Below are 26,172 nucleotides of genomic sequence, written 5' to 3' on the forward strand. Positions count from 1 at the left end.
GTAAGAGAAGCAATTAATTATAAGCCACCGAAAAGATTTTTTAAGGCATTTGGATCGCGTTCAGGTTGATCATCGTGGCTAGAAGATTCTGCAGAAACTGTAGATGAACCTGATTCTACTAATTCTATTTCAAATCCAGTAAGCATAGATGTTAAACGAATATTAATACCATTTTTACCGATTGCTTTTGATTTTTGATCGCTTGGTAGTGTAACAATGGCTTTACCATTTTGAATTTTTACATTTGAGATAATGGCAGGTGAAAGTGCACGAGCGATAAAAATTTCTGGAATGTTTGAGTACTCAATACAATCAATATTTTCATTGTGTAACTCTTTACTGACAGCATTGATTCTTACGCCTTTTGTTCCAACCGTTGCACCAACAGCATCGATATTTGGATGTAAAGAACTTAATGCAATTTTTGCTCTCTCGCCTGGAATTCTGGCACTTCCTACGATTTTAATCATCTCATCTTTAATTTCAGGAACCTCAAGTTCTAAAAGAGACTCTAAAAATTTTGGGCTTGTACGTGAAAGTTCAACATACATACCTTGTGATTTATCGATAAGAACTTTGCGAATAACACTTTTGACAACATTGCCAATTTTAAATTTTTCGCCTTTAATACGGTTTTTACGTGGCAATACTGCTCTAATCTCTTCAATCTCAATATAAGTGTTTTCATCGTTGTCGATACGAACAACCGTACCAAAAACAGTTTTGCCAACTAATTTTTGGTATTTCTCAAAAATATTATTTTCTAAAAGACGCTGAATATGGTATTCAAGCTCTTTTTGAAGTGTAGCTGCAGCTGTTCTGCCTAAATTATCTAATGGTAATTCATAGGTTAGTTCATCACCAATCTCTATATCAGGATCGACTTCTTTTGCCTCTTTTATAGCAATAAAATTTTCATTACCTTCTAATAGTCTTTCATCATCAGGTGCAACTACAATAACTTTTTGATAGAGTTTAAGTGTTTTTGTTGCAGGATCAATTTCTGCGCCGTATTCGTATTCAGAACCGTAAACACGTTTAGCAGTCTTGATAAGTGCTACAGTAACGGTATTTTTCACTTCGTTAATGTCAAGCCCCTTTTCATGGGCAATAGATTCTATAATGTCTACAATTTTTTCCATAAGTTTCCTTAAAAAGATACATATTTTTTATGTCATGTGTGATAATCGCAATGATGAAAAATCAAAATGGAAATTTAAACGATTGCGGTGAAGAATAAGGATTATAGCCAAAATCTTCTTTTATTTTTCTTTATGAGTAAGCGTTTGTTTACTTTTAATGAGGAATTTATCGAAAATAAAGTATACTTCGCGATATATCTTTGTGCATAGTGGACACATACGATAATTTTCTCGATAGAAAAGAGGTTTACGATGGAAATTAAATTAGCAAGAAATGAAATTAATGGAAAACCAAAGACAATTACATTAGACAAAGTGACTGAGATTATCGAAAAAGAGGGCCAAAAGATTTTTTATTTTGATAAAGAAAACTCTCACAAAGACCTTGTAGCACTTGTTGAGCATTTTGAAGCACAAGGTTTCAGCGTTTATTTAAGAGATATTCGTTACGGCTTAGGCGAGAGCGATTACATGTACGAAGTACATATTCTCTAAGGCTAAATTTTGGGTATTTTAGAAGAAAAAAAGCTTTATATAGAAACCCTTGGTTGCGCAATGAATGTGCGAGATTCAGAGCACATCATTGCCGAACTTGGGGATAGAGAAAATTATGTTTTAACCAGTAACGTACAAGATGCTGATCTTATCTTGATCAACACCTGTAGTGTACGTGAAAAACCTGTGAGTAAACTTTTTTCAGAAATTGGTAAGTATAACCTTCAAAAGAAAGAAGGTGCAAAGATCGGTGTATGCGGTTGTACAGCAAGCCATTTAGGAAAAGAGATTTTTAGACGAGCACCTTATGTGAGTTTTGTAATCGGTGCGCGTAATGTTTCGAAAATTTCTACAGCAGTCAATACAGATAAATTTTTAAGTGTTGATACCGATTATGATGAAAGTACGTACGCCTTTGGTGAGTACCGTAATAGTTTGTATAAAGCGTATGTCAATATCTCTATTGGCTGTGACAAAAAATGCACCTACTGTATTGTACCTCAAACAAGAGGTGAAGAAATTTCTATTCCTGCAGATCTTATTGTCAATGAAGCACGTAAAGCTGCACAAAACGGAGCAAAAGAGATCTTTTTACTGGGTCAAAATGTCAATAATTATGGCAGACGTTTTAGCGGCTCCATTGACTACAATATCGATTTTTCTGACCTTTTGAATCTTATCAGTGAAATCCCTGAAGTAGAGCGTATTCGTTTTACATCGCCTCATCCATTACACATGGACGATAAATTTTTAGAAACATTTGCAAATAACCCTAAAGTATGCAAATCCATGCATATGCCATTACAGAGTGGCTCAACACATATTTTAGAACAGATGAAAAGAGGCTACAGTAAAGAGTGGTTTTTAAATCGTGCTTTAAAACTTCGTGAAATGATTCCTGATGTTTCGATTAGCACGGATATCATCGTTGCTTTCCCTGGAGAGAGTGAAGAAGATTTTGAAGATACTCTTGATGTAATGAGACAAGTGAAATTTGAGCAAATTTTTGCATTTAAATATTCTCCAAGACCATTAACGAAAGCAGCAGAATTTACCAATCAAATTGATTCTGAGATAGGCTCCGCTAGACTTGAACGCTTACAACTGCTTCAAGATGAAATCTTAGATGAAATTGCCGAATCACATCGTGACAAAATTTATTCTGTGTATATAGATGAATTACGTAATAGTGGTTTTTTAGCAGGTAGAAGTGATAATAATGCTCTTGTACAGATTAAAGGTGATGAAAACTTATTAGGACAAACAGTCAATATTAAAATCACTAATCCAAAACGACTTTCACTTTATGGCGAACTTGTTCTCTAAAAATACGAAACGTAAACTTTTGGTGTGGATTATCCCGCCACTGGTTTACATACTCATCAAACTTTTATTTTTAACCTGTAAGAAGAAATTTCATCTATCGCATAATGGTTCATTAAATCCTAGTATTTATGTGCTTTGGCATGGTGAAATTCTTATGGCTGCAGCAGCTTATACGTATTATACACAGCGAAGAGAAGTTGATACCATTGTGAGTAATCATTTTGATGGTGAATTAGTGGCAAGACTTATGCAACTTTTTGGTGGAGGAACGATACGTGGAAGTTCATCTAAAGGCGGAGCTTCTGTGTTAAGAAATGCTTTAAAATCTCTTCAGAAGGGGCGTGATGTCGCCTTAACGCCTGATGGTCCACGAGGACCGAGGCATAGTGTTGCAGATGGAGCAGCCATTCTTGCTATGAAAAAAGAAGCGCCAGTGATTGCTATTACATGTCAGCCATCATCATGTTGGCGGATGAACAGTTGGGATAAGTTTTGTATTCCAAAACCTTTTAGTACGCTACATTTTTATTTTAGTGATCCTTTTTATGTCCATGATCTCTCTTTAGAAGAGGCAAAAGATCTTATTAAAAAACGTCTTTTGGAACATGCTGCTTGATTCTATACAATCAAATGGTATTACTTTTGCTTGATATTTTACAAAACTTAAGCAATATTAGTCTAATATATAGTACAAATTCAAAATTAACACAAGAGTAGTGATGTGAACAAAGAGTCATTAATATGGGCATAAGAACTGTTCTTCAAAAAAAATTTCAGAATCTTTTTGTCGCTATTGTGTTAAATGAAACAGAATGCGTACTGCGTTGTAAAGTACTAAAAAATGGTGCAATTACAAAAGTATTTACTAAAACATTTGCATTAACCCCACCACTAGATGCTCTTGATAAAACAATCGAAGATTATTTGATGAATTTACAAGATGAGTATCAATTTGTCTATATTGCTTTTCTACTGAACTCATTAGGTCAGGGTGCTATCTCTGGTACCGGAAATGCTACTTTTACTAAACATAATGTTGATATCCAAAATGTTCACAATGTAACATTACACAATCAATGGTCTGCTTATGCTTCATATATTGAAATTAAATGGGCAAAAAACCTTTTTTCTGAAGTTGGACTTGATTTTATTTACTCTCCTTTTATCATTTTAAATGATTTTGTTGTTTCTCAAAAACTCAAAAATAGACCAACATGTTATATTCTAAACTGCCAAGATTTTTTTATTCTCGCTATTTTTGAAGAAAAACAACTTCATTTTGGAGCTTTTTTCAAAACCCAAACAGATACGGCTTTTACACATAGTGATGATGTCAATGATTGGGAAAATGAACAAGAAGAAGAGGGAATCCTTCGTTCTGAAGAGTTACCGGAAGTCACCAATACAGACGATGATGAGCATGAGGGCATTGAGGAACTGAGTGAACTGACCGAGCTTGGAGAATTAGAAGATATTGATGATTTGCGCTCAACGGACTCTTTTTCTGACATTGATGATAAAGGAATGAATGCATTTCGAGGTATGGAAGGGCTGAAAGAAGAAGATATTAGTCTAGAGCTTTATGGACGTGATCTTTTAGTCTATAAATATCTCAGAACAGCTCTTGAAGAGTACTATCACAATCCATTGTATAAAAGTGAATTTATTGACGAAATTATCATTTTTGATAGTTATGAAATTAGTTCAGATCTCATTCATCAGCTTGAAGATGAATTGATGATGGATGTTGAAATTCATAAAGTAGACGTTAGTGACCGCATGTGTGACATTGCCATTAAAGAGGTTTTTAAATGAGACTAAGTTTCATAGCCCCTAGGCCAAAACCGTTTTTATCACTCTTTAGTAAAATGTGGGTGGTTTTTATTGGTTTAATGTCTCTTTTTATGATCATTTTTAATTTTTATATTGTCATTGAGATGAGTTCATTTAAACACGGTGTGGTTGATTTAACCAAAGAACGTGAAATGCTAGAAGTGAAGATTGATGAAGATGATGAAGCTATTGGTCTTATTTTACGCCAAAAAGCCATTTCTGAAGAAATTTTTTCTAACAATACGCTTTTAAAAGAGAGTATGAAAAATTTATTTGATTTAGTGCCAGATCAAATTACCCTTAAAAAGGTTCAGATGGAACGTAATTCGTTGATTTTATATGGTATTTCACCAACACAAGACACCTTTAATTTCTTGCTAGCGGCACCTCTAAAATCAATTTTTCATACGAGCAATACAACATTTTATCTTACCAAAGAGGGTTGGTATAATTTTGTAAGCATCAACAAAATTATTGGCGAGGATGGCATACGTGAATAGTTTTGATCGAAGCTTAGATAAAATCGATATTATGAAGCTACTCATTTTTTTAATGGTCTTCATCATTATCACATTTATGTTTGTATTTTTATTGATTATTCCGAATGTAAAAGAGCATAGAGTTCTACAAGCAGAATATAAACGTGTTTTAGTGCATAAAACACGTGTTGAAAATCTTTTTTTAGAACGTGAAGCAGAGCTTTCTAAACTTAAAGCAGAAAATGTTCATATTATTGGAGCGTTTAAACACCCCTTTACACAAGAAGAATTTTTGCGCTATGCAGGTAAGTTTTTTAATCAAGTCTCGTTGATGGAAGTCATAAAATCAGACTATAAAAAAGAGTTTGTTGAGTATGAACTCAACGTCACTTCGACCCTTAAAACACCAAGCAATTTCTATAATTTTTTAGAGGGACTCAATCGTTACAGTAGTATCGTTCAAGCAGATTTTCCAATTAATTTAGAATCCAATAAAGAGAGCATTAGCTCAACCTTTAAAATCAAAGTGTATGATCTTAACGCGACAACGCGCTAGGATCAATTCCTTCTTGAAATAAGTAAGGACGTATTTTCGAAGGAATACGCTCTTTACGACATACTTCTTTAAATTTTTTATCCATCTCTATTTTACAATATGGTGCTATAAAAATTTTCTCATCTGCATAACAAACCGCAATTTTCCCACCAATAACACAGGAGTGTGTTCGTAAAATTTCATCACGCTGTGCTTTCGAAGGAAGTATGCCCAGAAGTTTAAGTGCTTTATCGATTTGCCTGATATTCAGAAGTTCGTCACTTTGTTTTGGAATGATAAACAGATCATTGATACGCTCCATAATAGAAGGTAACAGACGTTTTTTATCTTCTTGAAGATACGCAAAGCTTTTGGCTATTGCTGTCTCATAATCATCTATCATAGGATGTGCATAATGATGTCTAAATTGATTGCGTTTATAGTGTAACGAGTCATTACTTTCATCATTAAAATAGAGGATGTTATACTCGTTCAAATACGTTTGAAGTCTTTTTTTACTGATATGCAACAGTGGTCTAACGATGGTATAGTTTTCTCGCTCTTCTATCTCTTGCATGCCTAACATCTCTACAAGTCCTGCACCCTTACAGAGTTGCATTAAAAACCACTCCAGTTGATCGCCTAAATGATGAGCTGTCAGAAGTGTTTCGTAGTTGTGCTCTTGTATCACTTTTACAAAAAATGAATAACGTTCTTCTCTAGCATGGTGCTCAAAATTAGACGCATCAAGTTTACACGTTAAAGTAAATAGTTCTTTTGTATGCGTAGTTGCAAGAGTCCTAGCATAGGCTTCTTCTTCATTACTTTGTGCTCTGGTTTGGTAATTTACATGCACAATGTCAAAAGGGATTTTGTTTTCAAAAAGTAAAAAGAAAAGAGCGGTGGAATCTCCACCGCCTGAAAATGCCAATAAATTTTTAGTATGTCGTAAATACTCTAGTGTTGCTTCATGCAACAGCGGTAATGGTTGCAACGAGTTGATTCCCCACACATTCGGTAATGGTGGCGCGATAGCATTTGCCAATTTCAATATTTTCAATATCTGAGTCATTGACTAAGACTTCACCATCAATACTTGGCGCCCAAAGAAGTTCGCGCGCACCCATGAAATACTCATGTTCGCTGCTTTCTCCCTCAACTATAATCATCACCTCTTTGCCAACTTCTTTTTCAAAGCTTTTTTTGGTTTTAGCTTGAACGATTTTATCTAGTTGTTTGATACGTTTATTGATCGTTTTTGTATCGATTTTTTCATCCATTTCATAAGCGCTTGTATCTTCTTCATCCGAATATGCGAAGATATTTACACGGTCAAAGTCGAATGTTTTTGCAAAATCAAGAAGTTCGTTAAATTCTGCATCGCTCTCTCCTGGATGTCCTACGATAAAACTGGTGCGAATAAAGCTATTAGGCGCTTTTCTCATCATCTCCAATTGTTCGATGATGCGCTCTTTTCCCGCACCTCGTTTCATGCGTTTGAGCATAGAATCACTGATATGTTGGATAGGCATATCAAAGTAGTTATGAAACAGAGGTGAAGCGATAATACGCTCAATAAGGGCATTGGATGTGGTCGTAGGGTAAAGGTATAAAATACGCGCACTCTTAACCCCTTCTATTTTCTCAACGGCATCGATCAGTTTGATAAGCCCCTCTTTTTCGCCTATATCTCGAAGGTAAGAACTACTGTCTTGAGAAATAAAACTAAAGTCATAAAAACCTTTTGCAACAAGTGCTTTTACCTCTTTTACGAGTGACTCAAGAGTGCGTGAGTGAAGTTTACCTTTAAAGCCTGGAATTGCGCAAAAGCTACATGCTTGATTACACCCTTCTGAGAGTTTGACATAGGCATGAGCGTTAGAACCTGTAATGACACGCTCTTCTTCATTGAGAAGATATGTGGCAGGGCTAAAACGGTTTTGACGTAGAGCAATAATTTCATCGATTTTATCGTAGTCACCAACGCCTGTAAAAAGGTCAACTTCTTTGAGTTCTTTGGTAAGATCTTCTTTATAACGCTCGCTCAAACAGCCTGCCATAACAAGGACAGAGCCCTTTTTACGGGCTTCATGAAGAGAGAAGATGGTGTTAAGACTCTCCTCTTTCGCTGGTCCAATGAAGCCACAGGTGTTGACGATGAGTACGTCTGCTTTGGAGGGGTCATCGCAGAGTTCATACGCTTGAAGTTTTCCTAGCATAACTTCACTATCAACGAGATTTTTATTGCATCCTAATGAAACGAGATGTAATTTTTTCAAATATTTCCTTTTTTTAAATCCATAAATTATCAATGAGGCGGGTAGTGCCAACTTTTGCGCAGACTAAAATGATAGAGTTGCCTATTTCGATAGTAGATATTGTATCAAAATCACGATTTAAAATTTCCACGTATTCTACATGTAAAGGTTTGAGTGTATGCAACATTTCAGTTTTAATTTTTGCGATATCGCGTTCTCCAGAAATGACAGCATGTGTTGCCACTTTCAGTGATTCACACAAGAGAAGGGCATCTTGGCGCTCTTTTGTACTAAGATAGACATTTCGACTGGAGAGTGCTAATCCATCATCTTCTCTGACGATTTCACATGGCACAATTTCAAGGTCCAAAAAGAATGAAGCCACCATATTTTGTAAAAGATAGAGTTGTTGTGCATCTTTTTTCCCAAAATAAGCACGTGTAGGTTTTGTGAGATTAAACAGTTTTAAAACTACACGTAAAACGCCATCAAAATGACCTGGTCGTGCTAAGCCTTCTAAGATATAGGCTTTAGAACTTGGTGCTAAGATGGTTGGCTCCATTTTGGAGTACATCATATCAGCAGTGGGCATAAACAAAATGCTTACACCTGCAAGCTCACAGATTTTAATGTCAGCTTGGGTACGTTGTGGGTATTTGTGAAAATCTTCTCCTTCTAAAAATTGAGTCGGATTGACAAAAACAGAGACGATGGTATGATCATTCTCAGCGATGGATTTTTGCATTAAAGAGAGATGACCATTGTGTAATGCACCCATGGTTGGGACAAAACCGATGCTGCCATGAAGCTCTTTTCTCGCTTTTGATAATTCTTCAATGGTTTTTACTATTTTCATTTTAGGCACTTTTGAGTAGAATATAATATTAGACTTCTGCGACATAATGTCTTATAGAGGTCTCATAAATTGAAGCGAGTATTATAGCAAAAGGAAACCATTTGGATAGTTACGAATATACCGAACTTCTCAAAAAATTAACCACAAAAGTGGACAATATCGCGCAGATCATTAAACCAGAGGATTTGTCTTCAAGGCTTAAAGAGATTGAAGAGATCGAACAAGACCCTGAATTTTGGAACGATGCAAAAAGAGCTGCGGAGTTACAAAAAGAAAAAACATCGTTGAATTCCTTACTTACACGTTATACTAAAGCGAAAAATGTCGTTGTGGACGCAGTTGATTTGTATGAGATGGCAAACGCAGAAAACGATGAGTCGACCATAGAAGAGCTTTATAAAGACGCGGAGCATTTGGAAGATCACATCACCAATTTAGAAATTGCCATGATGCTTAGTGGTGAAAATGACAATAAAAATGCCATTATCTCCATTCACCCAGGTGCGGGTGGTACAGAGAGTCAAGACTGGGCGAGCATTTTGTACCGTATGTATCTTAGATGGGCAGAACGCTGTGGATTTAAGATTGAAGTTTTAGACTACCAAGAGGGTGAAGAAGCAGGACTGAAAGATGTTAGTTTTATCATCCAAGGTGAAAATGCTTATGGTTACATGAAAGTAGAAAATGGTATTCACCGTTTAGTACGTATTAGTCCGTTTGATGCGAATGCAAAGCGTCATACATCGTTTAGCTCTGTCATGGTTTCTCCTGAAGTAGATGATGATATTGACATTGTCATTGAGGAACGTGATCTCAAAATTGATACTTACCGCGCAGGTGGAGCTGGTGGTCAGCACGTTAATAAAACCGATAGTGCTATTCGTATAACACATATTCCAACGGGCATTGTGGTGCAGTGCCAAAATGACAGATCACAGCATAAAAACAGAGCATCGGCTATGAAGATGTTAAAATCACGTTTGTATGAGCTTGAACTTGAAAAACAACAAGCAGAAAAAGATGGTGTTGAAAAAAGTGAAATCGGCTGGGGTCACCAGATTCGCAGTTACGTATTAGCGCCGTATCAGCAAGTCAAAGACAATCGTAGCAACATCGCTTATTCACAAGTCAATAATATTTTAGATGGTGATATTTCAAAAATGATCGAAGATGTGCTCATCGCACAAAAACGTTAAAAAGGGGATAAAACATGCAAAAACAAGCAATCTTAACACAACTAGGTTACAGTGTCACTCCAAATGCAGAAGCGCAACTTGAGCGCGTTATCAACAATACCGTAGGGTTTGAACATGTTGAAAAACATCTGATCGCATTACACGATGCACTCCAAGTTCACCACTCTTTTGTTGCACTTTCTAGTAACAAAGATTACTTCAAAATTAAAAATGAAGCCGCAAGCGCTGAAGAGATCGCTGAGGTCAATGAAATGATCAGCAAATGGGCTGCTAAATACAAAATAACTTTGGAAAAAGTTCCTAACAAAAATACCTATTATGTCATAGGTTATAAATAACAAAGGCTCTTTATGTCAAAAACAAAATATCTGGTTATCTCTTCTGTTGTTGTGGCAGCACTTGCTGCCACACCTCTTTTTGTCTCTCAAAAAGTGGATAGCACTATTGAGGCAAACAAAACACTACTTGAAAAAAATGGCTTTAAACAAGAAATTTTGAGTAAAAGTGGTTATCTTTCTAGCAAAAGAGCATTTAGCCTTGAAGTCACTGATGCAAAAAAAGCACGTGATTTTTTACTGGCTCAGTTAGTGGAGAAGAATGCACAATATAAGCTTTTTGCACAAAGCTTACAAGAAGAGAGTAATGAAGGGATCAATCAAGCGTTTGATGGCTTAAAATTCAAAGGAGAGATGACAAACTCTAACCTTTTACCGAGTGATGTTAAAGTTTCACTCTCTCTTGATCAATTACCAAAATCGATTCAAGAAGAACTTGCAAATGATAAAGCTGCAAGTGATGTGATTTTGCCATTGTTAGCACGAGGTGTTTTAGCGGTTGATATGACCTTTACAAGTGACCAAAAACTCAAAGACCTCACATTAAAAGATATCAAAGAAGAGATTAAAGCAGAAGGTGCAACTCTTAACATCGATACAGAAAAGCAACTCCTGTCGCTTAATGAGCGAGGTGGTGTTGTACAAGGTGTTTTAGGTGTTGGTAAACAAAATTTGGGCGTTAGTGGTGAGATGTTTTTACTCAAAAGTGAGTTGAAAGATTTTATCTATAACTTCAACTATAAAGACGATCTTAACAACCAAGGCGATATTAGCATTGGTAAGTATGCACTCGAAATCAATGACGAATATACCAATCTGAAGTTTGATTTAGGAAGTCTGAAAGCAAAGAGCAGTGTTGAGGATGTAAAAAAAGATCTTCAAATTAAAGCGGATTATACGTTAGATAATATTGCATTACTGAATAGTGCTGATGACATTAAACTTGAAAAAATGTTTGCAAAACTCTTTTTAAGAGGCATCAATTCAGATACCATGAAAAAAGTTCAAGCAGACTATAACACCTTGCTTCTTGGTACAACACCTATAGACGATAAAGTGTTAATTGATGATTTTGTTGCGCTCGTTAACCATGGTGTAAAAATCGACCTTGGTCTTGCATTTAAAGGATTGAGTATGGAAATGCTTGCTCTTAAAGATGTGAGTGTTGATACAACACTTGAAATTGCTCCAAATAATTACAATGACAAACAAAGCCCATTGGCACTCATTGGTCTTTTAGACATTACGTCAAAAGTAAAAGTACATAAAGATGATCGCAAAATGCTTGAAGAGATGGGTTTAACTTCGGCTGAAGATTTTGCACTTGGAAAGCCTGATGGTGACTTTTTCATCTATGAAATTGCGATGAAAAAAGGTGCTATCAGCGTTAATGGTCAAGTGATTCAGTAAATCAATGAACACACCTTCAAAAACAAATATCTTTGCACTGGCTCTTGGAGATACACTCTCTCCAAGAGTTCTGCTTGTCTCGTTGGTCTCTTTTATTTTAACCATTCTTGTATTTATCGGGGCTATTTGGCTCTTATTTGGTGGAATGGGTGCACTTACTGCATGGATTACCGAAAGTTTACAGCATTTTGAAGGAAGCATTGAGCAGAGCTGGTTTTTGAGTATGGTTTCGCTCATTTTTATTACAAAAACCGTTGTTGCCATTCTTTTCTTTTTTACATCGGCTATGGTAACGTACTATCTTTTTTTGATGGTCTATTCGGTTATCGTAGGTCTATTTGCAGGGTATTTTATCAAAGAAATAGGCTCTCTTTATTATCCAAAAGTTGCATTTATGGGCATGGGGCTTGTAAGTTATCTTTGGATGGTTTTTAAAACACTCTTGTGGACAACACTTATGTTTGTGTTGCTTTCTCCTTTGGTTTTTGTTCCGCTGTTTAACTTCATCCTTTTAGTACCTGTCTTTTATCTGTTTCATAAACTTTTGGTTTTGGATGTGTCTTCTATGGTCAATTCAACGGAAGAGTATAAAGAGTTAAAGAGGCTGTATGCAGGACAGATGAGAGGTATATCGTTGGTCTGTTTTGCTCTGACCATCATTCCTTTTTTAGGAGTTGTGATCTATCCTTATTATGTTATCGTGATGAGTCACTTTATCTTTCGGAAAACAGAGGGGCTAAGAGTTCTTTAACAGAGCTCAAAAATCCCTTTTGGTCTATTTTTATAGATGCTTCCATGACGTGCAATTGCACCATGCATTGCAAGATAAACGCCATGTTGCTCCCTACACATCAAATCACCCAGTGCCATCATAAAATTGCTTGTTGCTTCCACGGTATCGATGCTAAAAGGAACCATCGCTCCTGTTAGCGTGATGATCTTATCTTTGATATGTAACGCTAAAAAAGTAGCCGTTACATCCATGGTGTCTGTACCATGAACAATGAGAACTTTACGGCATGAAGAGGACTGAATCGTCTTGACAATAAGTTCACGATCTTCTTCTGTCATCTCAAGGCTATCTTTATGAATGATATTTAGAAGTTCATACGATGTATTGTTGCAGTAACGTAAAATCCCATCCAACGCAAGGCTGTCTTTTGGGACTTCAAGTTCACCTTTAAGAGGGTTATAACGTTTATTAAACGTGCCACCTGTGTTGAGGATAAGGATTTTTTCCATCATTACACTTTCTGACGAATTTGAATTTTTTGTGGATCAAAAAGCTCTGTAGCTCTTTGTACAAAAGGGGTATTGAGTATCTCTTTTGCATCAATTTCTCGTTTGCCTGACAACATCGCACCTGTAGCACAACTCTCGCTTTGAGGCTCATCTGCAAATTCAAGACTTTCCATCATAGAAGAGCTCTCTTCATTGGCACTGAGTTCTGCTTCACACATTTGCGCTTCATAGTTAGGCTCAAATGAAGGCTCAGGTTGTGGCATTTCTTGAATGGCTTGAACTTTGTTGATCTTAATTTTTGTCTCTAAGCCAAAGAGTTCTTGAACAAAATGTTTGATGATGCTGTAATACGTGTTAAGCGTTTTACTGGCTTCGCCTTCTGCGCTAGAAGTAAGAATAAGCAGATCATCTTCAAAGCTGACAAAACGAATGTGTTTTTTGAAGCATTCACCAAGCTCTGCATTGCGGTCCATCAATTTATCACAAAGGCGTGTAAAAAGCATTGCTGAAGTGACACCTTGATCTTTGATGTGTTGCACTTCTTCTTCCACTTCTGGTGCTTCAGAAGGAGCGGTTTCAACACTTGGCGTTACTTCTGGTTTTGGATGTGAAGCCGGTAAACGGAATTTCTCATTTTCGAGTGAATCTATCATCTCTTCAATGGTCTTAATATTGGTCGCTTCGATCATTTTAAAGAAGATCAAAGAGAGTACAAAACCATTGTTTGCATTGATATAAAGCAGGCTTTTTGCTTCACTGAGAATCTTGAAAAAACGCTCATAAAGTAGGGTGGAGAAACGACGATCTTGCGCAAAAAAAGCATTTTTTAGATAAGCGATTAACTCATCGATGACTACTTCACATTCATAACTCTCAAGCTCTTTGATGAGATGCAACATTTCATTTTTATTGCCACTTAAAATCGATGTAAAAATGGTTTCTAGTTGGTTAGGATCAAGAAGACCAAGCATGGATGCTACATTTTCAGGGTTAATGTAGCCTTTAGAGAAAATGATCGCTTGATCGAGCAAGGTTAATGTGTCACGTAAGGAACCATTACCTGCACGGCTAAGCATTTCAAGCGCTTCTTTTTCATATTCAATATTTTCAAGATTGAGAATATGGCAGAGATGGTTAACCACATCACTCTGTTTGATCTGTTTAAAACGAAAATGTTGTGCACGCGATAAAATGGTTGCAGGCAATTTTAAAGGATCGGTTGTCGCAAGAATGAATTTTACATAACTTGGAGGCTCTTCGAGTGTCTTTAAAAGTGCGTTAAACGCCTGTGTGGTGAGCATATGAACTTCATCGATGATGAAGATTTTAAAACGCGCAGATGAGGGTTTATACTTCGTACTTTCAATAAGCTCACGAATATCATCAATGCCTCGGTTGGAAGCGGCGTCCATCTCGATGATGTCGATGTGGCGGTTTTCATTGGCACTTAAGCAGTGTTCACACACTTCACACGGTGTTGAACTTGGACCTTGGTCGCATACAAGGGCTTTTGCAAAGATACGCGCTGTTGAAGTCTTACCACTTCCTCTAAGTCCTGAGAAAAGATAGGCATGAGAGAGCCTATCTTGGTTAAGCGCTAAACTAAGTGTTTGTGTGATCGACTCTTGGCCGATCAGCTTATCAAACGAGGAAGGACGATATTTAAGAGCAAGTACTTGTGACACAGCGCAACCTTTGGGTTTTAGTCATTCATAATAGAAAGTAGTTCTTCATTGTCCTTGGTTTTAAGCATCTTAGCATACAAGAATTTAAGTGCTTCAACATCATCCATTTGGTTGATAGCACTTCTAAGTGCCCAGATTTTTTGAAGTTTATCTGGAGTGAGAAGAAGCTCTTCTTTACGTGTTCCTGACTTCATAATGTTGATGGCTGGGTAGATTCTTCTATCAGAGATGTTTCTATCGAGTACAATCTCGCTGTTACCTGTACCCTTGAACTCTTCAAAGATAACTTCATCCATTCTACTACCTGTCTCAATCAATGCGGTTGAAATGATGGTTAAACTGCCGCCATCTTCGATATTTCTTGCCGCACCAAAGAAGCGTTTTGGTTTGTGAAGTGCATTGGCATCCACACCACCACTTAAGACTTTACCACTGGATGGGGTGACGGTGTTGTACGCACGAGCCAAACGGGTGATAGAATCTAAAAGGATGATGACATCTTTGCCCATCTCAACACGACGCTTTGCTTTTTCGATAACAAGGTTTGCAACACGAACGTGATTTGATGCTGGCATATCAAAGGTTGAGCTATAGACTTCACCTTGAACACAACGTTGCATATCGGTTACCTCTTCAGGTCTTTCATCAACAAGTAAAACGATGAGTTCTGATTCGGGGTGATTACGTGCAATTCCGTGTGCAAGCTCTTTCATAAGCTCTGTTTTACCACTTCTTGGAGGTGCAACGATAAGACCACGTTGACCTTTACCAATAGGCGTAAAGAGGTCAAGTACACGTCCTGTGATTTTCATTGGATCGTATTCGAGTTTGATTTTTTCTGTTGGATAAAGAGGTGTTAGGTTTTCAAATAAAGGACGTTTTTTGCTCTCTGCAAGAGGAAGATAATTGATTGCTTCTATTTTAAGAAGGGCGTAGTAACGCTCTTGATCCTTTGGAGGTCTTACTTGTCCAGTAACAATATCACCAGTACGAAGAGCAAATTTCTTAACTTGGGTACTGCTGACATAAGCGTCATTAGCACTGTCTGAGAAGTTGGCGTCTGTAGCACGTAAGAAGCCATATCCTTCACCAGCAATCTCTAAGATGCCCGTAAAAAGGATAAATCCACCTTGATTGACTTGTGATTTTAAAATTTCAAACATCAAGTCTTGGCGTTTTAATTCATTTGGGTTTTCAATGCCAAGCTCTGTTGCGATCTCTAAAAGTTTTTCAAGAGGAGTCGTTCTTAAACTTTCTATTTTGTAGCCATCGACTGGGACGTGTGTTCGTGATTTGTTATGATGAGTTGGTTTTGCTTGTCCGTTCGCAGGGGCTGTATTCGCGCAGGGTTGATTGTTTGAGGTAGGAGTGTTTCCGCTCATTGTGCCTTCTTTGTTGTTAGTTTGATCGTTCATGAAGCTAGAGTCTCTTGATGGTGAAAGGATTCCCAAAGATAGAGTTGCTTGAGTCGATTTTTATGAGACTACTTTGTGAGAATTCTAAAAAGTAGTAATGGCGTAATTTTAGTCAAAGTGGCAAGATTTGTCAAGGTGGGCTAAAGAGAAAAAAGATAAAATGGCGCTCATAAATTGTAAGCTAAAAAGAAGTGAAAATGAATGATTTAGTGCATTTGGCGATTATCATGGATGGCAATGGCAGATGGGCAAAACGCCAAGGCAAAGAGCGCTCTTTTGGACATAAAGAGGGTGCAAAAAAAGTACGAGAGATCACAAAATATGCTGCTAAAATGGGCATTAAATATCTTACATTGTATGCGTTTAGTACAGAAAATTGGAATCGTCCAAAAACTGAAGTGACTGTTTTGATGAAATTACTTTCTAAATATCTGCACAGTGAAATCCCCACGCTTTTAGAAAACAATATCCGCTTTGATGTCATCGGCGATATCAGTAAATTTTCTGCTTCTTTACAAAAAGAGATCACATATGCCAAAGAGATGACAGCTCATTGTACAGGGCTTAGACAAATTTTGGCTATCAATTATGGCGCGCAGGATGAAATTCTTCGTGCTATCAATAAATCGCTTCAAACACATAGTGAAATCACGAAAGAAATTTTAGAGTCCAATCTTGATACCGCAGGCATTCCTGCTGTGGACGTACTTATTCGCACCGGTGGTGATTGTCGTCTTTCTAACTTTTTGTTGTGGCAAGCAGCCTATGCAGAACTTTTCTTTAGTAAAACACTTTGGCCTGATTTTTCTGTGGGAGAACTTGAAACAATCGTTTCAGAATACAAACAAACAGAACGACGTTTTGGAGGCGTTGTAACCCCTTAAATGTTTAAAAGTCTTGATTGAGATCAATCAATGACTTACCTCTCTCCTCTTGATAAGATACCGCAAATTTTTGAAAGAGGATAAAAAATGTCTTTAAACATGTTATGTGATCAATGTTCGATGAGTGCCATCAATGGCTGTGGTTCTAAAGGTCAAGATATAGGAACGTGTGGCAAAGATGCCAACTTAGCAAAACTTCAAGACATCATGATTTATGGTCTTAAAGGTCTTAGTGCTTATAGAACACATGCAAATGAATTTGGTGCAGACACCAAAGAAGTTGATGATGTCATCGCTCAAACACTTTATTTCACCCTTACCAACGTGAACTTCAACTTTGACGACCACATCGCTCAACTGATGAAAATTGGTTCTGCGGGTGTTAAAATGATGGACATTTTAAGCGAAGCACACACTTCTCACCTTGGTGTTCCAACGCCTGTTCGTATTTCTCAAAACAAGGCTGAGGGCAAAGCGATCTTGGTCAGCGGTCACAACCTTGACATGCTACTTGAACTTCTCAAACAAACCGAAGGCAAAGGCATCAACATCTACACCCACTCTGAGATGATCCCAGCGCACGGTTACCCAGAACTTAGAAAATACGCGCACCTTAAAGGTAACATCGGTAAATCATGGTTTGACCAAACCAAACTCTTTGAGCAATGGGGCGGAACCATCATCGTGAACACCAACTGTATCGTGCCTCCAAAATCAAACTCAACCTATGTCGATAGACTCTATACGTACGACATCGTAGGTATCAAAGAGGGCAAAAAAATCCAAAACAACGACTTTAGCGAAGTTATCGCTCAAACATTAGCCCTCCCAGATGTAACAGGCTTTGACAGTGACGAGACACTTGTAACCGGTCACCACTATAAAACCATTTTAGGACTTGCTCCACAAATTCTTGAGGCAGTTCAAGCAGGAAAAATCAGCCAGTTCTTCGTTATCGCAGGGTGTGACGCTCCAGGAACGGGCGGTGAATACTACAGAAAAATGGCAGAGAGTCTTCCCAATGACTGCGTCATCTTGACATCTAGTTGTGGTAAATTTAGATTTAACGACATCGACTTTGGAACGGTGGCAGACACAGGCATTCCTCGCTACCTAGACCTTGGTCAATGCAATGACAGTAACGGTGCTGTTCACATCGCTCTAGCCCTTGCTGGCGCTCTTGGTGTGACGGTTCATGACTTGCCAGTTTCTATCGTTCTTAGCTGGATGGAGCAAAAAGCAGTTCTTATTCTTCTAGGACTCTTTAGCCTTGGCATCAAAAATATCTATCTAGGACCAAAACCACCACAATTTGTTAACGATGACATCTTCTCATTCTTGCAAGAGAACTTTAACTTGCATTTAACAGATGATGCAACATCCGATATGGAAAAATTGTTGATTAAAAAATCTGCGTAATGTAGAGGAGGCCCTATTTTAGGGCTTCTTTATAAATTTAAAACTCTATGTCTTTTACCATTGTAAAATCTGAATAAGAAGCTTTTACTTTGAAAATATTGATGTCCTCAGAGCCATATTTTTGGGTAATCTCTTCTCTTGTTGTTTGAGATCTACATCCGATGATTACTTCTTTTAAAACAACATCTTCCGAGTCTGAAAAATTATAATAGTATTTATCCTCGTATTTATGCGCTAATTCAGTAAATAGACGAATTTCTTTTTCGTATTTCCAATCTGTATGTTTCGTAGATAATATTTTACGCATTTCTTCTACATTGTTCTCTTCTATAATTTTATGAAGCTTACGGTTGTATCGTTTATTAATATAAGTTACATTTATTGGTTTTGCTCTCTCAGAAATTTCAAATCCTAAACATATCCCTTGATGATTACCTGCATAATGTGCCCATAGCAAAGGACTGTTCCAATCCAGACTAAAACAAAGAATACCGTATTTTTGACTAATGAAATTTTTTAGTTTTTCCATTAGTTCATCAAGTTCCTTATCGTATTCTCCTAATAGTTTAAGCGCTAGCAGTTCAAATGGGTCATTCAATTTATCAATAAGCGAAATTTTTAACCGTTTATCTCGTAAACTATCTAATCCATGTTCTAATTTTATAAAATGATAGACTCTCATTCTATTTACCCCATAAGGTTATTTTTTTAAATTTTTAACTCTCAACCTCTATCACTTCCCCACCCACTTCAATCCTCTCACCTGAAACAATCTTCGCGCGCTTCCTTGTCTCAATTTCACCGTTTAGTTTAACTTGCCCCTCTTCGATAAGCGTTTTTGCATGAGCGCCACTCTCAGCTACACCCATCACTTTGAGCAGTTTAAACAACTCGATGTACTCTTCGTCTAGTTTAAATTTCATATGCAATCCTTTATGGGTAAAATCATATCCGAATTTAATGTGCGATGTAAACCTTGTGAACGAAGTAAAAGCACCAAAGTTGTGCGGGCATTCCGCCAAGGAAAACTTAGCGTTAGCGTAGCTTGTCGAGCTTTGCTTGAAAAGCGTGTTAAGAGTTCTTTGAACTCTATTGATAAAAGTTTTGGTAAAATGGCTACGCGCAAAGCATGGCATAAAGGAAAATTGGGATGGATCGAAATCGAAGACTGGTGAATTACTCGCTTTTAGCACTCACAGGAACGGGTGTTTACCATGCGATAGGTACGATGTTTCAGTCTTTGGAACCCCCTAAAAAAGCCCTCCTTGATGCGGCAACCTTTATAGATACGGCAGCTTTACCACTCAATGAAATTTCTTATCTCTCATGGCAAAAAAAACCACTGTTTGTTTTAAAAAAAGACGCCTCCATGGTGCTCGATAAAAAGCGTGACATTCAAGTTGGGGATTATTACTATACCCTGATGGTGGGCATTTGCACCCATTTAGGCTGTGTTCCAAAGTACGATGCAAAGGCGGAGCGTTTTATCTGTCCGTGCCACAATGGGCAGTTTGACTACAATGGCAACGCCCTTGCAAGTCCGGTTACCAAGCCTTTGGTCATTCCTCCGTTTAAAATTCAGGGTGAAACCATCATCGTTGGAGAAGTAAGCGAAGCGTACCTTCAACTCATGGAGGCGGCAAAAGCATGAATCTCAAAATACATAATTTCAATATACTCCTTTACACAGGCGCCATCATGGTTGTCGTGTGTCTTTTACTGCTTGTTTCAGGCATCTTTCTTGCGATGCACTACATCCCAGATGCAAGCAAAGCGTTTGAGAGTGTGCATACGACCATCATGCAAGAGGTCAATTATGGTTGGCTATGGCGTAAAATCCACGCGGTTGGCTCAACCTTTTTCTTTTTATTGCTCTACATTCACCTTTTAGGAATGCTCTATTTTGGGTTTTACAAACATGGCAAAACGAAGTATTGGTACAGCGGTATGGTGCTGTACTTTTGCTGTATGGTCATCGGGTTTACGGGCTATGTGCTTCCGATGGGGCAGATGAGTTACTGGGCAGCGCAAGTCATCACCAGTTTGCTTGAGTACATCCCTGGCGCGGGTGAGGACATCGTGCTGTGGGTGCGGGGTGACTTTAGTGTGAGTGGCATCACGTTGTTACGCTTTTATACCTTGCACATTGTTGTGATGCCTTTAGCCATTGCTTTAATGGTACTGGTGCATACGGACTTTATGAAGTGGTACGCTACCAATAAGCTCTCATGGAATCGCAAAGGCTTGCATATACAAAAAGTTGAGCGTTTTAGCAAACACGACATCATTCCCAAAGAGCCAAAACCGTTTTTCTCCAATGCCGTTTTAAAGCCACTTTTAGCGTGTACACTCTTTTTGGCACTCTTTTTTTACTGTGTTTTTTTTCATGATTATTTAGCATTTGATGCGCTCAACCTAACGCCTGCAAACCCAAGCGATACGCCTGCACATATTTATCCTGAGTGGTATTTTTTATGGATGTTGCAGTTACTTAAAAGCTTTTTCTTTGACATTGGGATGATTAAGGGTTCGTACATCGGCATGGCATCGTTAGTGGTGGTTAATGTTGGGCTTTTACTGATGCCACTGTTAGATAAAAACCCTCGTCGTATTCCCGCACATCAACGTCCTTACTTTTTTGTGTGGTTTTGGGCATTGGTGGTTTCTTTAATAGCATTGAGTATTTTGGGTAAATTGCCAAGTTCAAACATAACCCTATGGATAGGCTTGTTCTTTTCGACTATTTTGATAGTACTGTTTTTCATTTTGCCGTTTCTCTCAAAAAAGGAGTCTCATGCCAAATCGTAAAATTTTTGCGGCAATCGCGCTGTGCGTTTTTGTGTTGGTGATGGGGCTAGAGTGGTTACCAAAACAGTTTGTTGCAGAAAAAAGTCTTGTTGTCACAGAGCAAACGCTCAAAACAACGACACAGGAAGAAAAAGCGATGTCTGAAATAGAGATACATAAGCGCGATACGATGGGCTATAGCATTGTGGGGTATTTTCTTTTACTTTCTGTGTTGCTCTATATCAAAATACATTTGCAACGCTCAAAAGTCAACGAATAAAGATTACGATTTTTTCTTTCCATCTAAAATAACGTCAATAACCATCGCAAAGATACCTAATGTTATGAGGGTAAATGCCCATGAAAAACTTTTGGTAATGACGTATCCGACAATTAAAATGGCAAGTGCGGTTGGAACTTCGTTGTAAGCTCTAAAAAATTTTCCATCTTTGGTACAGGTACCATTGGCAAGTTGTAGGCGATACTTTTCCAGTGAAAATGAGTAGAGTGTAAGCGCAATGAGTACCGTAAACTTCGCATATATCCATCCTCCGCTTGAGAGCAGTTGAGGGTCGGCAATAATCATACTAAGTCCACTAGCAAGGGTCGCCCAAAAAGCAGGAAGCCCGATGTACTTGTAGATTTTGTACTCTTGGATTTTCACGACTTCCACAAATTCTTTTTTTTCAGCATGTTCGACGTGGTACACAAAAAGTCGTGGCAAGTAAAATAACATCGCCATCCATGACATCAACGCGATAATGTGAAAAGCAAGAATCCATTTATAGTGATCCAACGTTCATCCTTTTTTCATTTGCAAGCGCGTTATCATACCAAAAACTTACCTCAAACTCCTCTAAAGTGAGATTATCCTACAATGCTGACAAAGATTTAAAGGATACGCTTATGCCATTTACCACACTTTGCCTTGCCATACAAAAAGCCATTCATGAAGTAGGTTTTAGTGAGCCAACAGAGATTCAAAAAAGCGTCATTCCTTTAGTTTTGGAGCGCAAAGATATTATGGCTAGAGCGCAAACGGGAAGTGGTAAAAGTGCTTCGTTTGTATTGCCTATTTTAGAGCTGTGGCAAGAAAATAAGGGTGAAGGCAAAGCAAAAATTAAAGCACTGGTGTTAACCCCAACGAGAGAGTTAACACAACAAGTAGCAGAAGCATTTGTTAGCTTTGGAAAATTCTTGCCAACGAAGCCAAAAGTGGTGAGTATCATCGGTGGAGAGAAGATCGGCGAACAACTCTACGACATTCAACAAGGATGTGACATCGTCGTGGCGACCTCTGGGCGATTGCTAGACATTATGAGTAAAAAGCAAATCAACCTCTCGCATGTAGAATTCTTTGTGCTCGATGAAGCAGACAAGATGTTAGACCTAGGATTTGAGCAAGAGTTGGAGTCTATACTTAAAGCCCTCCCTGAAAAACGCCAAAACCTTCTGTTTTCAGCAACGTATCCTGAAAAAATGCAGGCTATTGCCTCTAAAATAACTCAAAATGCAGTTGAAGTAAATGTGGAAGCAGAGCAATTAAATGTTGAACATATCGCTCAGCGTGCTATCTTGGTGAATAAAGAAAACCGTGCTCCTTTATTGCGTCATCTGCTTAAAACTCACAAATGGAAAAAAGTGTTGGTGTTTATAGCAAATAAAAGAGCATGTGAAAACATCGCCATGAAATTTCGCAAGCATGGATTTAGCGCAGAGGCGTTTCATGGGGATTTGGTTCAAGAGGGTAGAAACTGGGCACTTCAAGCTCTAAAAGAGGGCAAAGTAAACATTCTCTTTGCCACAGACATTGCCGCGCGTGGACTTCACATCGAGGATGTGGAATGTGTCATCAACTTTGATTTACCGCGTTCGCCTTTAGATTACGTTCACCGCATCGGGCGAACGGGTAGAGCTGGGAAAAAGGGCGTAGCGATTTCGTTTATTGACCATGAAGATGAGGCTCATTTTGCGCTCATTCAAAAACGCTGTGATGTCAAGATGGAAAAAGAGAGCATTCAAGGGTTTGAACGCATCGGTGAAGCACCTAAAAAAGAGAAGGGGAGTGCTCCTGTAAAAGGGAAGCGAAAAAGTAAAAAAGATAAGCTACGAGAGCAGGCGGGTCAAGCCTGACTCTCTTATGCGACAAGTGCGCTTTTTTTAACTTCGAGTCTATCGTAGAGATCTAACATATTGACATAGTGAGGATGTAGACTTACATCGATAAAGTAGGCTTTCCCATCTAATATATTGAGTGCGTGTGTTACATTTTCTTTGCCAAAAATATCTTCAAAAGCACTTTCGTATTCACTCCAAAGATGTTCTTGGTCTCTTAAATGAATGATCTCACTGAGAAGCTTACTCATTGGATTTTCACTCAATGCTAAAAGACTTTGTGCCTCTTCATAATTCTCCAACAGTAAATGAATTTGTGCTTTGAGGTCTATCATCTGAAAGTTTTGCTCAAAAATAACACCGATATATTTTTCCATATTGAGCGAATCTTCCAAAGGCTCGATGGTTTCAAGCAATGTTTCGTGGTCTTCTTCTTTAAAGTTCAATACCGCATGACGTATAAATTTACCGCTGTTTCGATTTTGATAAACCATATCTTCGATAGGATACACCTCGGATATGCTAGGAATGATCATTTGGCATGAGTAAAAGTTAAGGTAGGTATATTCTCTTAGATAAATCTCTTTATCCATAGACTTTACGATGTTACATAAAAAGGCGTATTCATCGTCACTTCCATCTCCTTGATACTTCCAAGGCACATACTCAAAACTTTTAGTAGCACTTAAAAAAGGAAAACCCATTTTGCCGTTGGAGTCGATGAAGTGTGCTTCAAGGTTGAAGCTGTCACCCACAAGGCTCATATTAAATGTTGGCATCTCAAACGCATCAAGGTTTTCAACACCTCGCCCTTGCATCAGCTCACTCATGGTACGCTCTAAAGAAACTTCTAAAATAGGATGAGCGCCAAAGGAGACAAAGAGTGTGCCATTACGTGGGTTGATAAGCGAGATAGCAGTTACTGGGAACTTCCCACCCAACGAGGCATCGAGAATTTCAACGATGAATCCCGCATTTCTAAGCTCAACCAAATCAGCATGAAGTTTTGGAAATGAGGCAATGATCTCCTCTGGATACTTTGGAAGTGCGTAACCGTTTTTGATGATTTCCAGTTTTGCATGACGCTCAAAAATCTCACTCAAAGCTTGCACTTTAGCTTCATCAGCTGTATTACCGCTTGCTAAGCCGTTACTTACATATAGGTTGCTTAAGATATTGAGTGGAATGTAAACTTCTTCTTTGCCAAACACGCTTTGAAAAGGAAGAGCAACGACTTTATCCGTATAGTCACTGTTAAAATCGACCCAGTCTTCATGACTCATCTCATTAGATGTATTATAAATGGTGTGTAACGTGTCGTTGAGGTATGCTCCGCCAAATTCAAATACTTTTTGATCAGGGTAATAGGTACGGTTTGGAAGGTGAAAGTCGATGAAAAAGTTGTTGGTTTGAAGTCTTTCGATGTACTCTCCAAGCGCGCTGGCTTTTGAAGCAAGAGAAAGTGTGCCTTTGCCGTTTGAATAGATGTGATTAGGCGCCTCAGTTGATGCAAGATTTACAGAGTAACAGTTTTTCAGTGGATGCTTTTCGCTGGCAAATTTTAGTCCACTGTCAAGATCGTTTAAAATAGCCTGCATTTTTAAAATAGAATCTTCAAGTGACGCATTTTTAGAGAGTATATTCATAATGTAATAATTCCTTTAGATGTAACACAATGTAAAAACAATGAGTAGAAGAAAAGAGTTTTTAGAAGGTAACGAGGAGAAAACAGAAGTTTTGACACTTCTATTTTTACCGAGTTAAAATCAACAAGAATGGTGGAGCTGTGGGGGATTGAACCCCAGTCCAAAAATAGCCACCTATGACGTCTACATGCTTAGATATTGTTGATAGTGTTTAATTTTGCTTCGTACAACAATCAGAAAACTACACAAAACGAGCCTTTAACTTCGTTGCACGTAAAGGCGTTCGTGCAATATATCTACTATGCCTATGATACTCTCTAAAGACTTCCTCAAGTAGCGTTGGAAGAGAGAGCAGTCCTAATTAATTTAAATTACGCTGCTAAAGCGTAAGCAGGACGATAGTTACTGTTGTTAGCAGTTATTGTTTGAAGGTTGTCTAACGGAAGACCCTCACTCCCGACATGCAGCCATAAGCTAAAACTACTCCTGTCGAAGCCATGTCAGCCCCATTCAAGAAACGAATTTTACCATAATAAATAGGAAATTTTGCTATAATCCGCAAAAATGTATAAGGAATTGTTTTGAAAAGAATTTTATCGTATCTTGGTGTAGCTCTTTTGTTTTTATTGATGCAAGGATGTGCATCTCGTACACCGCCTGCTTCAACTGTTACAACCTATGCCAATGATAAAGAAAATACCAATCCAAAACTTTCAAAGCTTGTTGGTAAAAACTATATCAAAGGTGTCGTTATCTCTTTGAAACAAGATGTGAATGCACAAGCATGGAATTATGAAATTGATGGTATTGAAACAACCAATGGAAAATTGCCTTATGCAAACTTCAATCATAAAACAGTACTTGCTAATGAAGGTGACCTTGTGTATGCTTCATTTGATGGTATGAGAATGACTGAAATGTTTGTCATTAAGCCGGGATTTTACAAAGGTGGAAAGATAGCGACTTCAACTCCTCCAGTGGCTAGAAAAAAAGCTTCTAGCAATGCAGAAGCAAGTGCAGGAAAAAGAGATAAAGCTCACCAAGTGATAGGTGTTCCACAAGAAGAAAGTATTAAATTAAATTAGGTTTACTTTTGTTAACCGATCGTTTACTT

Annotated in this window: 28 protein-coding genes and 1 other RNA gene; 17 read left to right on the plus strand and 12 right to left on the minus strand. The window is 37.9% G+C overall.

Annotation, left to right across the window (positions count from 1 at the left end; all coding sequences use genetic code 11):
- Positions 1-17: 17 nt before the first annotated feature.
- Positions 18-1,142 (minus strand): transcription termination factor NusA, encoded by a 1,125-nt coding sequence (gene nusA, locus UCH001_RS02585; RefSeq protein WP_067173961.1) that lies wholly within the window; start codon positions 1,140-1,142, stop codon positions 18-20.
- A gap of 252 nt (positions 1,143-1,394) precedes the next feature.
- Between nusA and UCH001_RS02590 the strand changes: the two genes are divergently transcribed.
- From UCH001_RS02590 to UCH001_RS02615, 6 genes are all read left to right on the plus strand, one after another.
- A complete protein-coding gene (locus UCH001_RS02590; RefSeq protein ID WP_025343768.1) occupies positions 1,395-1,637 on the plus strand; it encodes an HP0268 family nuclease in 243 nt (80 codons plus the stop codon).
- Positions 1,638-1,697: 60 nt separating this feature from the next.
- Positions 1,698-2,963, plus strand: a complete 1,266-nt coding sequence (miaB, locus tag UCH001_RS02595) for a tRNA (N6-isopentenyl adenosine(37)-C2)-methylthiotransferase MiaB (RefSeq protein WP_067178444.1) — start codon at positions 1,698-1,700, stop codon at positions 2,961-2,963.
- Entirely contained in the window at positions 2,944-3,579 is a 636-nt protein-coding gene (locus UCH001_RS02600; protein ID WP_067173964.1) for a lysophospholipid acyltransferase family protein, read from the plus strand. Before miaB ends, UCH001_RS02600 begins: the two co-directional genes overlap by 20 nt.
- A gap of 125 nt (positions 3,580-3,704) precedes the next feature.
- On the plus strand, positions 3,705-4,778 hold the full coding sequence (locus UCH001_RS02605) for a hypothetical protein (RefSeq protein WP_067173966.1): 1,074 nt from the start codon (positions 3,705-3,707) through the stop codon (positions 4,776-4,778).
- Entirely contained in the window at positions 4,775-5,296 is a 522-nt protein-coding gene (locus UCH001_RS02610) for a hypothetical protein (RefSeq protein ID WP_067173969.1), read from the plus strand. Before UCH001_RS02605 ends, UCH001_RS02610 begins: the two co-directional genes overlap by 4 nt.
- Positions 5,289-5,831 (plus strand): hypothetical protein, encoded by a 543-nt coding sequence (locus tag UCH001_RS02615; protein WP_067173971.1) that lies wholly within the window; start codon positions 5,289-5,291, stop codon positions 5,829-5,831. The genes UCH001_RS02610 and UCH001_RS02615 overlap by 8 nt, the downstream gene beginning before the upstream one ends.
- Here the strand turns inward: UCH001_RS02615 and tilS are convergent.
- Genes tilS through panC form a run of 3 tightly spaced genes read right to left on the minus strand, consistent with a single transcriptional unit; the run spans position 5,812 to position 8,924 of the window.
- The gene (gene tilS, locus UCH001_RS02620) at positions 5,812-6,804 is read right to left on the minus strand and encodes a tRNA lysidine(34) synthetase TilS (RefSeq protein WP_067173973.1); all 993 of its coding nucleotides are present in this window, start codon (positions 6,802-6,804) and stop codon (positions 5,812-5,814) included. The two genes, UCH001_RS02615 and tilS, sit on opposite strands and share 20 nt — an antisense overlap.
- Entirely contained in the window at positions 6,779-8,089 is a 1,311-nt protein-coding gene (gene rimO, locus UCH001_RS02625) for a 30S ribosomal protein S12 methylthiotransferase RimO (RefSeq protein ID WP_067173975.1), read from the minus strand. The genes tilS and rimO overlap by 26 nt, the downstream gene beginning before the upstream one ends.
- 13 nt (positions 8,090-8,102) lie before the next feature.
- The gene (gene panC, locus UCH001_RS02630) at positions 8,103-8,924 is read right to left on the minus strand and encodes a pantoate--beta-alanine ligase (RefSeq protein WP_067173978.1); all 822 of its coding nucleotides are present in this window, start codon (positions 8,922-8,924) and stop codon (positions 8,103-8,105) included.
- Between the two features lie 101 nt (positions 8,925-9,025).
- Here panC and prfB point away from each other — a divergent pair, with 101 nt between their 5' ends.
- The 4 genes from prfB to UCH001_RS02650 are packed head-to-tail and all read left to right on the plus strand — an operon-like array spanning position 9,026 to position 12,616.
- Positions 9,026-10,120 (plus strand): peptide chain release factor 2, encoded by a 1,095-nt coding sequence (gene prfB, locus UCH001_RS02635; RefSeq protein WP_067173980.1) that lies wholly within the window; start codon positions 9,026-9,028, stop codon positions 10,118-10,120.
- Between the two features lie 14 nt (positions 10,121-10,134).
- Complete coding sequence (locus tag UCH001_RS02640; protein WP_067173982.1) at positions 10,135-10,458, plus strand: hypothetical protein; 324 nt, start codon at positions 10,135-10,137, stop codon at positions 10,456-10,458.
- Between the two features lie 12 nt (positions 10,459-10,470).
- Positions 10,471-11,865 (plus strand): hypothetical protein, encoded by a 1,395-nt coding sequence (locus UCH001_RS02645; RefSeq protein WP_067173984.1) that lies wholly within the window; start codon positions 10,471-10,473, stop codon positions 11,863-11,865.
- A 4-nt stretch (positions 11,866-11,869) separates the two neighbouring features.
- Positions 11,870-12,616, plus strand: a complete 747-nt coding sequence (locus UCH001_RS02650; RefSeq protein WP_067173987.1) for an EI24 domain-containing protein — start codon at positions 11,870-11,872, stop codon at positions 12,614-12,616.
- On the opposite strand, the gene UCH001_RS02655 is transcribed toward UCH001_RS02650, so the two are convergent.
- Genes UCH001_RS02655 through rho form a run of 3 tightly spaced genes read right to left on the minus strand, consistent with a single transcriptional unit; the run spans position 12,613 to position 16,207 of the window.
- Complete coding sequence (locus UCH001_RS02655) at positions 12,613-13,107, minus strand: asparaginase domain-containing protein (RefSeq protein ID WP_067173990.1); 495 nt, start codon at positions 13,105-13,107, stop codon at positions 12,613-12,615. The genes UCH001_RS02650 and UCH001_RS02655 overlap by 4 nt on opposite strands.
- A 2-nt stretch (positions 13,108-13,109) precedes the next feature.
- Entirely contained in the window at positions 13,110-14,792 is a 1,683-nt protein-coding gene (locus UCH001_RS02660; protein WP_067173992.1) for a DNA polymerase III subunit gamma/tau, read from the minus strand.
- A 17-nt stretch (positions 14,793-14,809) separates the two neighbouring features.
- Positions 14,810-16,207, minus strand: a complete 1,398-nt coding sequence (gene rho / locus UCH001_RS02665) for a transcription termination factor Rho (protein ID WP_082705650.1) — start codon at positions 16,205-16,207, stop codon at positions 14,810-14,812.
- A 197-nt stretch (positions 16,208-16,404) separates the two neighbouring features.
- Here rho and UCH001_RS02670 point away from each other — a divergent pair, with 197 nt between their 5' ends.
- The gene (locus UCH001_RS02670; protein ID WP_067173997.1) at positions 16,405-17,091 is read left to right on the plus strand and encodes a di-trans,poly-cis-decaprenylcistransferase; all 687 of its coding nucleotides are present in this window, start codon (positions 16,405-16,407) and stop codon (positions 17,089-17,091) included.
- A gap of 87 nt (positions 17,092-17,178) precedes the next feature.
- A complete protein-coding gene (hcp, locus tag UCH001_RS02675) occupies positions 17,179-18,510 on the plus strand; it encodes a hydroxylamine reductase (RefSeq protein WP_067173999.1) in 1,332 nt (443 codons plus the stop codon).
- 37 nt (positions 18,511-18,547) lie between these two features.
- Here the strand turns inward: hcp and UCH001_RS02680 are convergent, their stop codons facing one another.
- Together UCH001_RS02680 and UCH001_RS02685 are read right to left on the minus strand one after the other, a co-directional pair.
- Positions 18,548-19,192: a DUF2971 domain-containing protein gene (locus UCH001_RS02680; RefSeq protein ID WP_067174002.1), complete on the minus strand. Its 645-nt coding sequence runs from the start codon at positions 19,190-19,192 to the stop codon at positions 18,548-18,550.
- A gap of 34 nt (positions 19,193-19,226) precedes the next feature.
- A complete protein-coding gene (locus UCH001_RS02685; RefSeq protein WP_067174004.1) occupies positions 19,227-19,433 on the minus strand; it encodes an RNA-binding S4 domain-containing protein in 207 nt (68 codons plus the stop codon).
- A gap of 227 nt (positions 19,434-19,660) precedes the next feature.
- Between UCH001_RS02685 and UCH001_RS02690 the strand changes: the two genes are divergently transcribed.
- From UCH001_RS02690 to UCH001_RS02700, 3 genes are read left to right on the plus strand one after another with little or no spacing between them, the layout of a single operon-like run.
- Entirely contained in the window at positions 19,661-20,161 is a 501-nt protein-coding gene (locus tag UCH001_RS02690; RefSeq protein ID WP_067174007.1) for a ubiquinol-cytochrome c reductase iron-sulfur subunit, read from the plus strand.
- A complete protein-coding gene (locus UCH001_RS02695) occupies positions 20,158-21,318 on the plus strand; it encodes a cytochrome b N-terminal domain-containing protein (protein ID WP_067174010.1) in 1,161 nt (386 codons plus the stop codon). The genes UCH001_RS02690 and UCH001_RS02695 overlap by 4 nt, the downstream gene beginning before the upstream one ends.
- On the plus strand, positions 21,305-21,577 hold the full coding sequence (locus UCH001_RS02700) for a hypothetical protein (protein ID WP_067174013.1): 273 nt from the start codon (positions 21,305-21,307) through the stop codon (positions 21,575-21,577). The genes UCH001_RS02695 and UCH001_RS02700 overlap by 14 nt, the downstream gene beginning before the upstream one ends.
- A gap of 3 nt (positions 21,578-21,580) precedes the next feature.
- Here UCH001_RS02700 and hemJ read toward each other — a convergent pair whose 3' ends face one another.
- Positions 21,581-22,093, minus strand: a complete 513-nt coding sequence (gene hemJ, locus UCH001_RS02705) for a protoporphyrinogen oxidase HemJ (RefSeq protein WP_082705651.1) — start codon at positions 22,091-22,093, stop codon at positions 21,581-21,583.
- Positions 22,094-22,203: 110 nt separating this feature from the next.
- On the opposite strand from hemJ, the gene UCH001_RS02710 reads away from it, so the two are divergent.
- Positions 22,204-23,430: a DEAD/DEAH box helicase gene (locus UCH001_RS02710; protein ID WP_067174015.1), complete on the plus strand. Its 1,227-nt coding sequence runs from the start codon at positions 22,204-22,206 to the stop codon at positions 23,428-23,430.
- Positions 23,431-23,435: 5 nt separating this feature from the next.
- Here UCH001_RS02710 and UCH001_RS02715 read toward each other — a convergent pair whose 3' ends face one another.
- The gene (locus tag UCH001_RS02715; protein ID WP_067174018.1) at positions 23,436-25,058 is read right to left on the minus strand and encodes a YcaO-like family protein; all 1,623 of its coding nucleotides are present in this window, start codon (positions 25,056-25,058) and stop codon (positions 23,436-23,438) included.
- Between the two features lie 130 nt (positions 25,059-25,188).
- Positions 25,189-25,566, minus strand: a transfer-messenger RNA (tmRNA) gene (ssrA, locus tag UCH001_RS02720).
- Between the two features lie 73 nt (positions 25,567-25,639).
- On the opposite strand from ssrA, the gene UCH001_RS02725 reads away from it, so the two are divergent.
- Positions 25,640-26,143, plus strand: a complete 504-nt coding sequence (locus UCH001_RS02725) for a hypothetical protein (RefSeq protein ID WP_067174020.1) — start codon at positions 25,640-25,642, stop codon at positions 26,141-26,143.
- The last annotated feature ends 29 nt before the right edge of the window (positions 26,144-26,172 follow it).

Origin of the sequence: Sulfurospirillum sp. UCH001, from assembly GCF_001548035.1 — a bacterium.
In the GTDB taxonomy this organism is placed as follows: Bacteria; Campylobacterota; Campylobacteria; order Campylobacterales; family Sulfurospirillaceae; genus Sulfurospirillum.